The organism is Microbacterium sp. AC035, assembly GCF_979258485.1.
This window is the reverse complement of the sequence record NZ_OZ409858.1, coordinates 1286118-1300079: the sequence shown is the minus strand read 5'-3', so window position 1 is coordinate 1300079 and position 13962 is coordinate 1286118. Positions and strand designations below refer to the sequence as shown.

General features: G+C 67.6%; 14 protein-coding genes. All 14 read left to right on the top strand.

Features of this window, described 5'->3' with window-relative positions:
* The first annotated feature begins 9 nt into the window (after nt 1-9).
* Nucleotides 10-1422: a UDP-N-acetylmuramoyl-tripeptide--D-alanyl-D-alanine ligase gene (locus ACZ0AA_RS06335; protein WP_463512433.1), complete on the top strand. Its 1413-nt coding sequence runs from the start codon at nt 10-12 to the stop codon at nt 1420-1422.
* The gene (gene mraY / locus ACZ0AA_RS06330; protein ID WP_400859696.1) at nt 1419-2531 is read left to right on the top strand and encodes a phospho-N-acetylmuramoyl-pentapeptide-transferase; all 1113 of its coding nucleotides are present in this window, start codon (nt 1419-1421) and stop codon (nt 2529-2531) included. Before ACZ0AA_RS06335 ends, mraY begins: the two co-directional genes overlap by 4 nt.
* Nucleotides 2521-4059: a UDP-N-acetylmuramoyl-L-alanine--D-glutamate ligase gene (gene murD / locus ACZ0AA_RS06325; RefSeq protein ID WP_463512432.1), complete on the top strand. Its 1539-nt coding sequence runs from the start codon at nt 2521-2523 to the stop codon at nt 4057-4059. The genes mraY and murD overlap by 11 nt, the downstream gene beginning before the upstream one ends.
* The gene (gene ftsW, locus ACZ0AA_RS06320; RefSeq protein ID WP_463512431.1) at nt 4028-5266 is read left to right on the top strand and encodes a putative lipid II flippase FtsW; all 1239 of its coding nucleotides are present in this window, start codon (nt 4028-4030) and stop codon (nt 5264-5266) included. Before murD ends, ftsW begins: the two co-directional genes overlap by 32 nt.
* Nucleotides 5263-6339, top strand: coding sequence for a UDP-N-acetylglucosamine--N-acetylmuramyl-(pentapeptide) pyrophosphoryl-undecaprenol N-acetylglucosamine transferase (locus ACZ0AA_RS06315; RefSeq protein WP_463512430.1), 1077 nt, complete (start codon nt 5263-5265; stop codon nt 6337-6339). The genes ftsW and ACZ0AA_RS06315 overlap by 4 nt, the downstream gene beginning before the upstream one ends.
* A 65-nt stretch (nt 6340-6404) precedes the next feature.
* A complete protein-coding gene (gene murC / locus ACZ0AA_RS06310; RefSeq protein WP_463512429.1) occupies nt 6405-7802 on the top strand; it encodes a UDP-N-acetylmuramate--L-alanine ligase in 1398 nt (465 codons plus the stop codon).
* A gap of 3 nt (nt 7803-7805) precedes the next feature.
* A complete protein-coding gene (locus ACZ0AA_RS06305) occupies nt 7806-8753 on the top strand; it encodes a cell division protein FtsQ/DivIB (RefSeq protein ID WP_463512428.1) in 948 nt (315 codons plus the stop codon).
* A 176-nt stretch (nt 8754-8929) separates the two neighbouring features.
* Complete coding sequence (gene ftsZ / locus ACZ0AA_RS06300; protein ID WP_400859705.1) at nt 8930-10081, top strand: cell division protein FtsZ; 1152 nt, start codon at nt 8930-8932, stop codon at nt 10079-10081.
* Nucleotides 10078-10782, top strand: coding sequence for a YggS family pyridoxal phosphate-dependent enzyme (locus tag ACZ0AA_RS06295; protein ID WP_463512427.1), 705 nt, complete (start codon nt 10078-10080; stop codon nt 10780-10782). The genes ftsZ and ACZ0AA_RS06295 overlap by 4 nt, the downstream gene beginning before the upstream one ends.
* Before the next feature lie 42 nt (nt 10783-10824).
* Complete coding sequence (locus ACZ0AA_RS06290; protein WP_400859708.1) at nt 10825-11301, top strand: cell division protein SepF; 477 nt, start codon at nt 10825-10827, stop codon at nt 11299-11301.
* Between the two features lie 3 nt (nt 11302-11304).
* Nucleotides 11305-11604 (top strand): YggT family protein, encoded by a 300-nt coding sequence (locus ACZ0AA_RS06285; RefSeq protein WP_463512426.1) that lies wholly within the window; start codon nt 11305-11307, stop codon nt 11602-11604.
* A gap of 154 nt (nt 11605-11758) precedes the next feature.
* Nucleotides 11759-12364 (top strand): DivIVA domain-containing protein, encoded by a 606-nt coding sequence (locus ACZ0AA_RS06280; RefSeq protein WP_463512425.1) that lies wholly within the window; start codon nt 11759-11761, stop codon nt 12362-12364.
* A 51-nt stretch (nt 12365-12415) separates the two neighbouring features.
* Complete coding sequence (gene lspA, locus ACZ0AA_RS06275; protein ID WP_400864537.1) at nt 12416-13024, top strand: signal peptidase II; 609 nt, start codon at nt 12416-12418, stop codon at nt 13022-13024.
* Nucleotides 13025-13026: 2 nt separating this feature from the next.
* Nucleotides 13027-13947, top strand: coding sequence for an RluA family pseudouridine synthase (locus ACZ0AA_RS06270; RefSeq protein WP_400859714.1), 921 nt, complete (start codon nt 13027-13029; stop codon nt 13945-13947).
* Nucleotides 13948-13962: the final 15 nt, after the last annotated feature.

The window sequence follows — 13962 nt, the reverse complement described above, 5'->3', positions numbered from 1 at the left end:
GGAGACGTCATGATCGCCCTGTCGCTTGCTGAGATCGCCGCCGTCATCGGGGGTGATCTCCGCCTCGCCGGTTCTTCCACCGCCGACACCGTCGTCGACGGCGTCGTCGACACAGACTCGCGCAACATGGTGCCCGGATCCGTCTTCGTCGCGAAGCCGGGAGCCGAGACGGACGGCCATCGGTTCGTCGGCTCGGCGCTGGCCGCCGGTGCCGCCCTCGCGATCGTCGAGCACGTGGTCGAAGACCAGATCACGCAGATCGTCGTTCCCGACGTCATCGTCGCCCTCGCCGACCTCGCCCGCGAGGTCGTGGCACGTGTGCGAGCTGCGGGCGACCTCAAGATCGTCGGGATCACCGGATCGAACGGCAAGACGACGACGAAGAACTTCCTCGCCCGCATCCTCGCCGACGAGGGCGATACCGTCGCGCCCATCAACTCGTACAACAACGAGGTCGGCGCACCGGTCACCATGCTGCGGGTCACGTACGACACGAGGTTCCTGGTCAGCGAGTTCGGAGCGGATGCGCCAGGGAGCATCGCCCGCCTCGCCGGACTCGTCGAGCCCGACGTCGCGGTCGTGCTGATGGTCGGCATGGCCCACGCCGGCGGGTTCGGCGGCATCGAGGCGACGGCCAAGGCGAAGTCCGAGCTCGTGTCCGCTGCGAGGTCGACAGGAACGGCCGTGTTGAACATCGACGACTCCCGTGTCGCGGCCATGGCCGAGCTCGCGCAGTCGCGGGGCATGCGGGTCGTCAGCTTCGGGCAGGGCGCCGCGGCAGAGGTGCAGGCCCACGACCTCGAGGTCACCGCGTCCGGCACCTCGTGCGTGATCGAGACGGCGGGGGAGAGCCTGCCCCTTCGTCTGCAGGTGCTCGGGGCTCACCACATCGGCAATGCGCTGGCGGCCATCGCCGCCGCGGGGGTCCTGGGCGTGTCGGCGTCCGACGCCATCGCGCGTCTCGAGACGGTCGAGAGCGCGGAGCGCTGGCGCATGCAGCCGATGGGCAGCGACCGGGTGCGCATCATCAACGACGCCTACAACGCCAGCCCCGACTCGATGTCGGCGGCGCTGCGGACTCTCGCTCAGATCACCGGCCCGGGTGAGCGGACCGTCGCGGTGCTCGGCGCCATGAGCGAGCTCGGCGAGACCGCCGGTGAGGAGCACGACCGGATCGGACTGCTCGCCGTGCGGCTGAACATCCAGCGGATCGTCGTCGTGGGCCCTGAGGCCCGCAGGCTCTACATCTCTGCCATCGGCGAAGGCTCGTGGGACAGCGAGGCCATCTTCTTCCCCGACCAGGACGCAGCGTTCGACTACCTGCGCACCGAACTCCGAGACGGCGACCGCGTGCTCGTGAAATCCTCCAATTCCGTAGGCCTCCGGCACCTCGGCGATCGTCTGGGAGAATTGTTCTCGTGAGATCTCTCATCATGGCGGCTGCCATCTCGCTCGCCTTCACACTCTTTCTGACTCCCGTCTTCCTCCGGCTCTTCCGGAAGTGGGGCTGGGGCCAGGTCATCCGCACGCCCGAGGCGATCGAGAACCCGAACCACGAGGCGAAGCGCGGAACGCCCACCATGGGCGGTGTGATCTTCATCGTCGGCACCATGGTCGGCTACTTCACCGGCACTTACGTCGGCGGGGGCACCCCTGCGCTGTCCGCGCTCCTCGTCATCTGGCTGATGGTGGGCTTCGGAGCCGTCGGGTTCATCGACGACTACATGAAGGTGCGCAGCCAGCGCAGTCTCGGGCTATCGGGCTGGCGCAAGATCATCGGTCAGCTCATCGTGATCATCCCGTTCGGGATCGTCGCCCTGAACTTCCCGAACGCGTTCGATCAGACCCCGGCATCCGGTTCGATCTCGCTCTTCCGCGACATCCCCTGGTTGAACCTCTTCGCCTTCACCGCGATCCTCGGGTGGGCGCTGTATCTGCTGTGGATCTCCGTCATCGGAGTGGCGACGTCGAACAGCGTCAATCTGACGGACGGACTCGACGGTCTCGCCGCGGGCGCCGGGGTCATCGTCGTCGGTGCCTACAGCCTGATCGCGTTCTGGCAGTTCAAGCAGTCGTGCGTCGGCGAGGGAGTCGAGACCGCGGCACTGGGCGGATGCTACGAGGTCCGCGATCCGTTCAGCCTGGCGATCATCGCCGCGTCGTTCGCCGCGAGCCTGATCGGCTTCCTCTGGTGGAACGCTCCCAAGGCGAAGGTCTTCATGGGCGATGTCGGCTCCATGGCGATCGGCGGCGTCATCACTGCGATGGCGATCCTCACACGCACCGAACTGCTGCTCTTCGTGATCGCCGGCGTCTTCGTCCTCGCCTCGGGGTCTGTGATCCTGCAGCGCGCCTACTTCAAGATCACCCGCGGCAAGCGACTGTTCCTGATGAGCCCCTTCCACCACCATCTCGAGATGCGAGGGTGGTCCGAGGTGACGATCGTGGTCCGCATGTGGATCATCGCCGGACTCCTCGCCATCTCGGCGGTCGGTCTGTTCTACGTGGAGTGGCTGACCCGTGTCGACTGAGACGAGGCTCGCGACGCTCACCAGCTGGAACTCCGACTGGTCGAATCTGCGAGTGGCCGTTCTCGGGCTCTCCATGACCGGCTTCTCGGCGGCGGACACGCTCACCGAACTCGGTGCGGACGTGCTGGTCCTGTCCGAATCGGCGGAGGAGGAGTACGCCAAGCTCCTGCCCGTGATCGGCGCCCGGCTCGAACTGGGACCCCTCGATCGGATCCCCGAGACCCTCACGGACTTCGCGCCGGAGGTCGTCATCGCGTCTCCGGGCTTCGCTCCCTCGCACACCGTGATCCGCTGGGCGCAGGAGTCCGGCATCGCGCTCTGGGGCGACGTCGAGCTCGCCTGGCGCGTGCGCGACAAGGTGCCGCGTCCGGACGGCACCCCCGCCGACTGGGTGCTCATCACGGGCACCAACGGCAAGACCACCACGACGCAACTGACCGCCTCATTGCTGGTCGAAGGGGGTCTGCGCGCAGCGCCCTGCGGCAACATCGGAGTGCCGGTGCTCGATGCGGTGCGCGACCCGGCGGGATTCGATGTCCTCGTCGTCGAACTCTCGAGCCATCAGCTCTGGTACCTCGGGCTCTCCCAGGCGGAAGGCGAGCTGTATCCGCACGCCTCGGTGTGCCTCAACCTCGCGGACGACCACCTGGTGTGGCACGGGAGCGCGCAGGCGTACCGTGACGCCAAAGCTCTCGTCTACCGCAACACCCGCGTCGCCTGCGTCTACAACAAGGCCGACGAGGCCACCAGGATCATGGTCGAGGAGGCCGAGGTCGTCGAGGGAGCCCGCGCGATCGGCTTCGATCTCGGCATCCCCGGTCCGAGTGACATCGGTGTCGTGGAGGGGCTGCTCGTCGATCGCGCGTTCCTCGACGACCGGGCCGGCAGCGCCCTCGAGCTCACGACCGTCGCCGACCTCCGGGACGCCGGTCTCGCGGCGCCGCACATCGTGCAGAACATCCTGGCGGCGAGTGCACTCGCCCGCTCGCTGGGAGTCGAGCCCGAGGCCATCCACGCGGCACTGCAGTCGTTCCGGCTCGACGAGCATCGGATCCAGGTGGTCGCCCGACATGCCGGCATCACCTGGGTGGATGACTCCAAGGCGACGAACCCTCACGCAGCCGCCTCATCACTCCGCGCCTACCCCGGCGCGATCTGGGTCGTCGGCGGCGATCTCAAGGGCGTCGACATCGGCGATCTGGTCGCGACGGTCGGCACGACCGCTCGTGCGGCCGTGATCATCGGAGTCGAGCGCACGGCGGTCGTCGCGGCATTCGAGCGACACGCGCCGCAGGTGCCGGTGTTCGAGGTGGATGCTGGCGAGACTGGTCAGGTCATGAATCGCGTGGTGGAGATCGCCGCGGGGATCGTCGACGACGAGGGCACAGTCCTGCTGGCCCCCGCAGCGGCCTCCTTCGATCAGTTCTCCAGCTACGCGGATCGCGGACACCGCTTCGCCGAAGCGGTGCGGGACTGGATAGACCGGGGGAGCGCCGATGACGCAGGTCGAACGCCCCCACCGCTCTGAACCCGGCAGCACCGCCTCAGGGGGCCTCGCCGCGCGGGTGTCGCTCGGGCGTCGTTTCACCCCCGTCTCGACCGAATTCCTGATGATCGCATCGGCCGCGCTGATGCTAACGATCTTCGGTCTCGTGATGGTGCTCTCGGCGACGAGCGCGACCGCCGTGTCCAAGGGTGAGAACCCGATGGACGGCGCTCTGCGGCAGGGGATCTTCGCCGTGCTCGGCGTGCCGCTGATGTTCCTGATCTCTCGCCTTCCGATCGCGTTCCTCAAGCGCATGGCATGGCCGGCGCTGTTCGGATCCATCGCTCTGCAGCTCCTCGTCTTCACGCCGCTCGGTATCGAGGACGGCGGAAACCGCAACTGGATCATGGTCGCCGGGTTCACCCTGCAGCCGTCCGAGTTCCTCAAGCTCGCCCTCGCGCTGTGGATCGGCTACGTCCTGCTGCGCAAGCAGACGATGCTCGGCACCTGGCACCAGGTCTTCATCCCGGTCGTGCCTGTCGGAGCACTCGCGATCGGGACGGTCATCGCGGGCAAGGACCTGGGCACCGCGATGGTGCTGGTCATCATCCTGCTCGGGTGCCTCTTCTTCTCCGGGGTGAAGCTCCGGCTGTTCATCCTGCCCGTGCTGCTCGGCGCCGTCGCCGTCATCGCCCTGGCCGTCACCAGCCCTGACCGCATGCGCCGCATCACGGCGACGTGCTCCGACATGTCGGCGTACACAGGCGACTGCTACCAGTCGATCCATGGGATCTGGGGCATGGCGTCGGGCGGCATCTTCGGCGTGGGGCTGGGCAACTCGCAGGAGAAATACGGCTGGCTTCCCGCCGCCGGCAACGACTTCATCTTCGCGATCGTCGGTGAAGAGCTCGGGCTGATCGGCTGCATCGTCGTGCTGGCGCTGTTCACGCTCTTCACCGTCGGCGCCTTCCACATCATCCGCAAGACCGCAGACCCGTTCATCCGCGTCGCGGCCGGTGGCATCACCGTGTGGATCACCGGGCAGGCCGTCTTCAACATCGGCGTCGTGATCGGGCTGTTCCCCGTCATGGGCGTTCCGCTGCCCTTCATGTCACAGGGCGGCACTGCGCTTCTGGCTGTCCTCATCGCCTGCGGAGTGCTGCTGTCGTTCGCCCGCACCGTTCCCGTCGCCGAGGGACGTTCGGCTGGACGGGCCGCTTCAGCAGGGCGGGGTAAGGTCACACGGTGACCACGTACCTTCTCGCCGGCGGTGGAACCGCCGGTCACGTCAACCCCCTGCTCGCCGTCGCCGATGCGCTGCGCGCCCGCGACGCGGATGCGAGCGTGCTGGTGCTCGGCACGGCCGAGGGGCTCGAGTCCCGTCTGGTCCCCGCACGAGGGTATGAGCTGCTCGTCGTCGACAAGGTGCCCTTCCCGCGGCGGCCCGATCGGCAGGCCGCGCTCTTCCCGGCGAAGTTCCGCCGAGCCGTCGCTCAGGTGCGCGATCACATCCGCGCCCACGGCGTCGATGTCGTCGTGGGCTTCGGCGGCTACGCCTCCGCACCGGCCTACGTCGCAGCAGGCCGTGAGCGGGTGCCGTTCGTCGTGCACGAGGCCAACGCGAAGCCGGGCCTGGCGAACGTGCTCGGCGCGCGTCGAGCTGCGGCCACGGGCGTCGCCTTCGCCGGAACACCACTGCGAGGCGGCGAGGTGGTGGGCATGCCGCTGCGACGAGAGGTCATCGAGCTCGACCGTGCGGCCGTGCGCGATGAAGCCGCCGCCAGCTTCGGGCTCGACCCCGCGCGCCCCGTCCTTCTGGTGTTCGGCGGCTCGCTCGGCGCTCAGCGGCTGAACGAGGCCATCGCCGACTCCTGGGGTGACATCCTGGCGGCCGGGTGGCAGCTGCTGCATGTCACGGGTGAGCGAAGCGATCTCGCTGACCCCGAGGTGCCCGGCTATGCGATGCGTCGTTATGTCGACCGGATGGATCTCGCGTTCGCCCTCGCCGGCCTCATCGTCTCGCGATCGGGCGCCGCCACAGTGAGCGAGATCAGCGCGCTGGGGATCCCCGCGTTGTACGTGCCGTATTCGGTGGGCAACGGCGAGCAGCGACTGAACGCGGCGTCCGCCGTCGCCGCCGGCGCCGCGCGTCTCCTCGACGATGCCACCTTCGACGGCGATGCGGTGCGTCGCCTGGTGATCCCGGTGATGAAGGATCAGCAGCAGCTCGAAACCATGCAGGAGGCCGCCGGGCAGGTCGGCACCCGCAGCGGCACGGAGAACCTCATCGCCCTGGTCGATCGCGCGCTCAGGGCCTCCTGACGTCGCCGCAGACACGGCTCCGCGACCACCTCAATGTCAACACCGAAAAGTAGACTGAACTCGACATGATCAGACCTGACCTCTCCCTCCCGATCCCCGAGTCGATCTCCTCCGCGCACTTCATCGGCATCGGCGGGTCCGGCATGAGCGGGCTCGCAAAGATGTTCCTCGATGCGGGTATCCGCGTCTCGGGGAGCGATCGCGCCGACAGCGACAATCTGCGCGCGCTTGCGACGGCCGGAGCCGTCGTGCACGTCGGGCATGACGCAGCCCACCTCGCGGACGCCGACACCGTGGTCCACACCGGGGCGATCTGGCCTGAGAACCCCGAGTTCGTCACCGCCAAGGAGCGTGGGTTGCACGTCATCCATCGCTCGCAGGCGCTGCACTGGCTGATCGGTGCTCGCCGGCTCGTCTCGGTCGCCGGCGCCCACGGCAAGACGACCTCGACCGGAATGATCGTGACCGCTCTTCAGGAGCTCGGTGCCGACCCGAACTTCGTCAACGGCGGGGTGATCGAACAGCTCGGCGTCTCCAGCGCGACGGGGTCGGGTGAACTGTTCGTCATCGAGGCCGACGAGTCCGACGGCACCTTCCTGCTCTACGACACCGCCGTCGCTCTCATCACCAATGTCGACCCGGATCACCTCGACCACTACGGTTCCGACGAGGCGTTCCACGATGCGTTCGTCCGGTTCGCCGATGCGGCGACGGAGGCCGTCGTCATCTCGAGCGACGACCCCGGCGCGTTGCGCGTGGGAGCAGGTCTCTCGCACCCCAACGTCATCACCTTCGGGCAGGCTGAGGGCGCGGACGTCAGAGTGACCGACATCGTGACGGACGGGCCCGTGTCGGCCACGGTGAGTCGGGGGTCGGAGAGCGTGCGCCTGCAGCTCGCCGTGCCCGGCGTGCACAACGCGATCAACGCGGCAGGTGCCATCACGGTCCTCCTCTCGGTCGGCTTCGGCCTGGAGGAGTCCGCGCGCGCCGTCGAGGGGTTCGCCGGCACGGTCCGTCGCCTCGAGCAGCACGGCGTCGAGCGCGGTGTCACGGTCTACGACGACTACTCCCATCACCCCACAGAGGTGCGCGCGGCACTCGAGGCGATGCGATCGATCGCCGGGTCGGGCCGGATCATCGCGATCCAGCAGCCGCACACCTACTCGCGCACGCAGCACATGTTCCGTGAGTTCGCAGACGTGCTCGAGACGTACGCCGACCACACGGTCGTGCTCGATGTGTACGGCGCGCGGGAGGACCCGGTGCCCGGTGTCACCGGCGAGCTGGTGAGCGGCGCATTCCACGACCCCTCGCATGTGCATTTCGTGGCCGACTGGCAGCAGGCGGCCGACTACACGGCGTCGGTGGCGCGCGACGGCGACTTCGTCGTCACGCTCGGCTGCGGCAATGTGTACCAGATCATCCCGCAGGTGCTCGAGTCGCTGCGGACCACCGAGGTCTAGCAGATGCGTCGTCCGCCTCCGCTTCCGACGCCTCCCGCGGGTCTCGCGGAGGGCGCGCCCCGGCGACGGGCGGAGTCGGGATCCCGAGCCCGCTCGCGCGATCCGGAGTTCGACGAGCAGGCAGGCGGTCGAGTAGCTCCCCTGAGGCCGGCGCCCGGGGTCGGCGCGGAGGCCGCCGAGGATGCCGCGGCGCGGCCGACGTCCACGCGGGATGTGTGGCGAGCGGCGAGGGCGCGACGCAAGGCGCTCCGGGCAGAGATCAGGCGGTTCACGCAGCGGTCGCGTCGGCGTCGCATCATCTGGCTCAGCGCGATAGGCGCCGTGGTCCTGCTGATCGGCGGCACCACTGCGGCCGCGTACAGTCCGCTCTTCGCCGTCGAGAAGATCACGGTGCTGGGCGCTACGACGCTGGATGCCGCTGCGGTCGAGGCCTCGCTCGCGGACCAGGTCGGCACCCCGCTGGCGCTGGTCGACTCGAGCGAGGTGAAGGCGGCCCTGTTGGCATTCCCGCTGATCGAGACCTATGCGCTCGAGGCCAAGCCGCCACACGATCTCACCGTGCGGATCGTCGAACGCACTCCGGTCGGCGTCATCCGCTCGGAGGCCGGCTACACGCTCGTCGACGCGGCAGGGGTCGCTCTCGCCACGACCACCGACCAGCCGGCCGGACAGCCTCTGCTCGAGATCGACGGCGGCACGGACTCTGCGGCCTTCGAGAGCGCGGGTCTCGTGGTGCGCTCGGTTCCCGCAGAGTTGCGCGCCCTGCTCACCGGAGTGAGCGCCACGACGCCCGACGACGTGACACTGACGCTGAGCAGCGGCCTGACGGTCGTCTGGGGCAGCTCGGAGGATTCTCCGATGAAGAGCGAAGTGCTCACCAAGACCCTGCTCAGCAACCCGGAGGCATCGACGATCGACGTCACATCACCGCATGCGGTGGTCGTGGGCTGAGGTTTCGACGGCAAACGGGCGACACGCCCGTGTCGCTGCGAGTGCACGGGGGCGTGACGCTTACCTTCGAACAAGAGAAACCAATACCGGGAAATACTTTACACCTCTAGTTGAGGTTTAAGGTTCAACCCGGCGGAATCTCCCCACAGACAGGTTCGACTATTCGGAGGCCGGCCATGAGCCAGAACCAGAACTACCTCGCCGTGATCAAGGTCGTCGGCGTCGGCGGTGGCGGCGTCAACGCCGTCAACCGCATGATCGATCTCGGCCTCCGCGGAGTCGAGTTCATCGCCGTCAACACCGACGCTCAGGCGCTCCTGATGAGCGACGCCGACGTCAAGCTCGATGTGGGCCGCGAGCTCACTCGCGGGCTCGGCGCGGGAGCGGACCCCGAAGTGGGTCGACGCGCCGCTGAGGACCACGCCGAAGAGATCGAGCAGGCTCTCACGGGTGCAGATATGGTCTTCGTCACCGCGGGTGAGGGAGGCGGAACCGGAACCGGTGGAGCCCCCGTCGTCGCTCGCATCGCGAAGTCCATCGGCGCCCTGACCATCGGTGTCGTCACCAAGCCGTTCTCCTTCGAGGGTCGCCGCCGTCAGAGTCAGGCCGAGGCCGGTGTGGTGAAGCTCAAGGAAGAGGTCGACACCCTCATCGTCGTGCCGAACGACCGCCTCCTCGAGATCAGCGATCGCGGCATCTCGATGATCGAGGCATTCGCCACCGCAGACCAGGTGCTCCTCGCGGGTGTCCAGGGCATCACCGACCTCATCACGACGCCGGGTCTCATCAACCTCGACTTCGCGGACGTCAAGTCGGTGATGCAGGGCGCCGGTTCCGCGCTCATGGGAATCGGATCCGCCCGTGGCGCCGACCGCGCGATCAAGGCCGCCGAGTTGGCCGTCGAGTCGCCGCTCCTCGAGGCCAGCATCGAAGGCGCGCACGGAGTCCTGCTCTCGATCCAGGGCGGCTCGAACCTCGGGATCTTCGAGATCCACGATGCGGCAGACCTGGTCAAGGAGGCTGCGCACCCCGAGGCGAACATCATCTTCGGTACGGTCATCGACGACACGCTCGGCGATGAGGTGCGCGTCACCGTGATCGCCGCCGGGTTCGACAGCGGCGAGCCTTCGCTCCGTCTGGACCCGATGGTCGTATCGCGCCCTGCCGCGGCCAGCACGCTGCCCGAGGTGGCGCTGTCGAACGACGAGGACAGCAAGCCCGCGGCAGAGGCGCCCGCGCCCGAGAAGGTGCAGCAGCGAGTCGCGGCGACGAGCATCGAGCCGGCTTTCGCGGATGACGACATCGACATCCCCGAATTCCTGAAGTGACTTCGGCGCCGGGCCAGACCGATTCCGGTCTGGCAGTGCGGCTGTCGGCGATCGATGAACGGATCGCCGACGCCGCGCGCCTGGCCGGAAGGGATCCGGGGGAGATCACCCGGATCGTCGTGACGAAGTTCCATCCGTCGTCGCTCGTCCGCGAACTGCATTCTCTCGGCGTGCGTGAAGTGGGGGAGAACCGTCAGCAGGAGCTCTCCTCGAAGACAGCCGAGCTCGATGACCTGGATCTTCGCTGGCACTTCATCGGCCAGGCGCAGACCAACAAGGCCTCCGCGATCCGCCGCAGCGCGGATGCCGTGCACTCGGTCGATCGAGACCGGCTGGCGGACGCCCTGCACAGGGCCGCAGAAGGCGACGACATCCTCGACGTCCTCGTGCAGGTGAACCTCACCGACGATGCGGGTCGTGGGGGAGTCGAGCCCGACGATGCCCGGTCGCTCGCGGAGCACATCCTCTCTCTTCCGTCGCTGCGCCTGCGAGGCGTGATGGCTGTCGCACCACTCGACGAGGAACCCGCGTCGGCATTCGCGCGCTTGCGCGCGATCGCCGAGAGAGTGCGCGAGGTGGAACCGTCCGCCGACTGGATATCTGCAGGAATGACCGGCGACTTCGTCGCGGCCATCGATGCGGGCGCGACACACCTGCGGATCGGGTCCGCAATCACCGGACCCCGCCCCGACCGGGGTTAACCTCTACAAAGACCACCCGACACGTTCGAACCGGAGGACACGATGGGTAACCCGCTGAAGAAGACCATGGTGTATCTCGGCCTCGCCGACGAGGAAGAGGTCTACGAGGAGGAGCAGGCTCCGGCCCGCTCCCACCGAGAGCGTGATCGCGACCGCGAACGCGAGGAGCCCGCTCCGGCGCCCGTGACCCCGCTACGGCGCCCCGTCGCCGTGCGCCAGCCCGCAGGAGGGGCAGTGAACGAGATCCTCACCGTGCACCCGAAGCAGTACCGCGATGCTCAGCTCATCGCGGAGAGCTTCCGTGAAGGCGTGCCGGTCATCATCAACCTGTCGCAGATGAGCGATGCAGATGCTCGCCGTCTCATCGACTTCGCCTCGGGACTCTCGCTCGGACTCTACGGCCGTATCGAGCGGGTCACGTCGAAGGTCTTCCTGCTCTCGCCGGAGAACATCGCGGTCTCGGGCCACGGGGGAATCGCGCACGCGGACGCAGAGTCCGCGGGCTTCGACCAGTCGTAGACCGTGGGGTTCGTCGTCTCCGTCGTCGCCAGCATCGTACATCTGGCTCTTCTGCTGTACCTGCTGGTGCTCTTCGCACGTCTCATCCTGAGCTATATCCCGATGTTCAATCGGGAGTGGCGTCCCAAGGGTGCCGGACTCGTTGCAGCCGAACTCGTCTACACGTTGACCGATCCGCCCGTCCGGTTCTTCCGGCGGATCATCCCACCCCTGCGAATCGGCGCGCTGTCCCTGGATTTCGGGTTCTCGATCACGATCCTGATCGTGCTGATCCTCATGAGCATCGTCCGAAGCTTCATCTGAGACCTGCGCGACTTCGGCACCCTGGGGTGTCGCGGCGTCGCGACTGACAGGCTCGGGGACTATGCTTGGCTCCCAGGTGCGCGCCCCGGGTTCGCGCCGAATCTCGACCACGCCATTCTCCAAACTGGCAACCGAACTCATCGAAGGAGCCACCATGGCACTTACCCCGGATGACGTCGTCACCAAGCAGTTCCAGCACGTCCGCTTCAAGGACGGCTTCGACCCGGACGAGGTCGACGACTTCCTCGACGAGATCGTCATCGAGTGGCGCAAGGCCCTCGAAGAGAACGTCGAACTCAAGGCCAAGCTGGCCGCGTACGAGTCCGGCGACGCGCCGGCCGCTCCCGCAGCCGCTGCAGAGGCACCCGCCGCGGTCGTCGAAGAGGCTCCCGCGCCGGCTCCCGCTGCCGCAGAGCCCGCTCCGTCGGGTTCCGCGACCGCGACCGCCGGCATCATCGAGCTGGCGCAGCGCCTGCACGATGAGCACGTCGCCGAGGGTGAGGCCAAGCGCGCTCAGCTCATCGCAGAGGCGGAGGGCGAAGTCAACCGCATCCGCACCGAGGCCGAGGCCAAGCAGCGCGAAGAGTCGGCCCGTCTCGAGCGCGAGCGCAATGCACTCGAGGCTCGGATCACCGAACTCCGCAACTTCGAGCGCGACTACCGCTCGCAGCTTCGCGGCTACATCGAGGGTCAGCTCCGCGATCTCGACGAGAAGTCGGCGTCGACGGACTCGACTCCGGTCTCCGCGATCGGACTGTAGGTCGTCCTTTTGCCAGGACGTCGTCCCCTTCGTCGGTCGGCGGCCGGCGCGATCGTTGCGGTTCTCGCAGCGATCGTGCTGGCCGCCGATCAGTTTGTGAAGTACCTCACCACCGAGAACCTGCCTCTGCAGGAGCCGGTGCCGGTGCTCGGTGAGTTCCTTCAGCTCTACTACGTGCGCAACCCCGGTGCGGCGTTCTCGCTGGGATCCGATGTCACATGGATCTTCACCATCGCGCTCGCGGTGGTCGCCGGCGTGATCGTGTGGAAGGCCTTCGGGCTTCACTCCCGCCTCTGGGCCGTGGTGCTCGGATGCCTGCTCGGAGGAGTTCTCGGCAACCTCACCGATCGCCTCTTCCGCGATCCCGGGTTCCCCATGGGACACGTGGTCGACATGATCTCGATGCCCTGGATGATGCCCGCGATCTTCAACGTCGCCGACATCTTCATCGTCAGCGGAATGATCTCCGTCGCACTGCTCGTGGTGCTCGGGCTCCGTTTCGACGGCACGCGCGAACGAGACCATGCGCCTGTCGAGACCGATGAGCAGGCCGAGGCCGCCGCCCTGGCCGAAGAAGCCGACTCGGGCTCTCGCCCCGACGTGTCCCGCCAGGACGGAGCGTCTCCTGATGCCCCGGCCCCGGCCTCGGACGGACGCTGAGCGTGGAGTTCCGCTCCCTCCCGGTTCCTGACGGATTGGAGGGCTCACGCGTCGACGCAGCGCTCGCGAAGCTGATGGGCTTCTCGCGTACGTTCGCCGCCGACGTCGCCTCTGCCGGAGGAGTGCGCCTCGATGGAGTCACCCTCGACAAGTCCGACCGTCTGCGCGGCGGAGGATGGCTCGAGGTGGAGTGGCAGCCGAAGGAGGAGCCGCGGATCATCCCGATCGCGGTTCCCGAACTCGGAATCGTCTACGACGATGACGACATCGTCGTGGTCGACAAGCCCACGGGCGTCGCTGCGCACCCCTCACTCGGGTGGGAGGGCCCGACGGTCGTCGGCGCTCTCGCCGCGGCAGGTTTCCGGGTGGCCACCAGTGGGGCTCCGGAGCGTCAGGGCGTCGTGCATCGTCTGGACGTCGGCACCAGCGGTCTCATGGTGGTGGCGAAGAGCGAGAACGCCTACACGAGGTTGAAGCATGCGTTCAAAGAACGCACGGTCGAGAAGATCTATCATGCGGTCGTCCAGGGGCATCCTGACCCGTTGACCGGAACGATCGATGCACCGATCGGCCGGCATCCGAATCACTCCTGGAAGTTCGCAGTGGTGCCGGACGGCAAGCCGTCGGTGACCCACTACGAGACGCTCGAGGCGTTTCCAGGGGCGTCGCTGCTCGAGATCCACCTCGAGACCGGGCGCACGCACCAGATCCGCGTGCACATGGCGGCGCTTCGGCACCCCTGTGCGGGTGACCCTCTCTACGGCGCTGATCCGACGCTGTCGGCCCGACTCGGCTTGACCCGTCAATGGCTGCATGCGCACAGGCTCGCGTTCGCGCACCCGGCGACGGGGGACTGGGTGCAGTTCGAGTCGCCCTACCCCGCAGATTTCGAGCATGCGCTGGAGATCCTGCGCGGCGAGTGAATCGGCAGCACGGAA

What these genes read in the sequence shown, in the direction of transcription:
- ACZ0AA_RS06335 (WP_463512433.1), top strand. Translation starts at nt 10, where the DNA reads ATGATCGCCCTGTCGCTTGCTGAGATCGCCGCCGTCATCGGGGGTGAT.
- ftsW (WP_463512431.1), top strand. Translation starts at nt 4,028, where the DNA reads ATGACGCAGGTCGAACGCCCCCACCGCTCTGAACCCGGCAGCACCGCC.
- murC (WP_463512429.1), top strand. Translation starts at nt 6,405, where the DNA reads ATGATCAGACCTGACCTCTCCCTCCCGATCCCCGAGTCGATCTCCTCC.
- ACZ0AA_RS06305 (WP_463512428.1), top strand. Translation starts at nt 7,806, where the DNA reads ATGCGTCGTCCGCCTCCGCTTCCGACGCCTCCCGCGGGTCTCGCGGAG.
- ftsZ (WP_400859705.1), top strand. Translation starts at nt 8,930, where the DNA reads ATGAGCCAGAACCAGAACTACCTCGCCGTGATCAAGGTCGTCGGCGTC.
- ACZ0AA_RS06290 (WP_400859708.1), top strand. Translation starts at nt 10,825, where the DNA reads ATGGGTAACCCGCTGAAGAAGACCATGGTGTATCTCGGCCTCGCCGAC.
- ACZ0AA_RS06280 (WP_463512425.1), top strand. Translation starts at nt 11,759, where the DNA reads ATGGCACTTACCCCGGATGACGTCGTCACCAAGCAGTTCCAGCACGTC.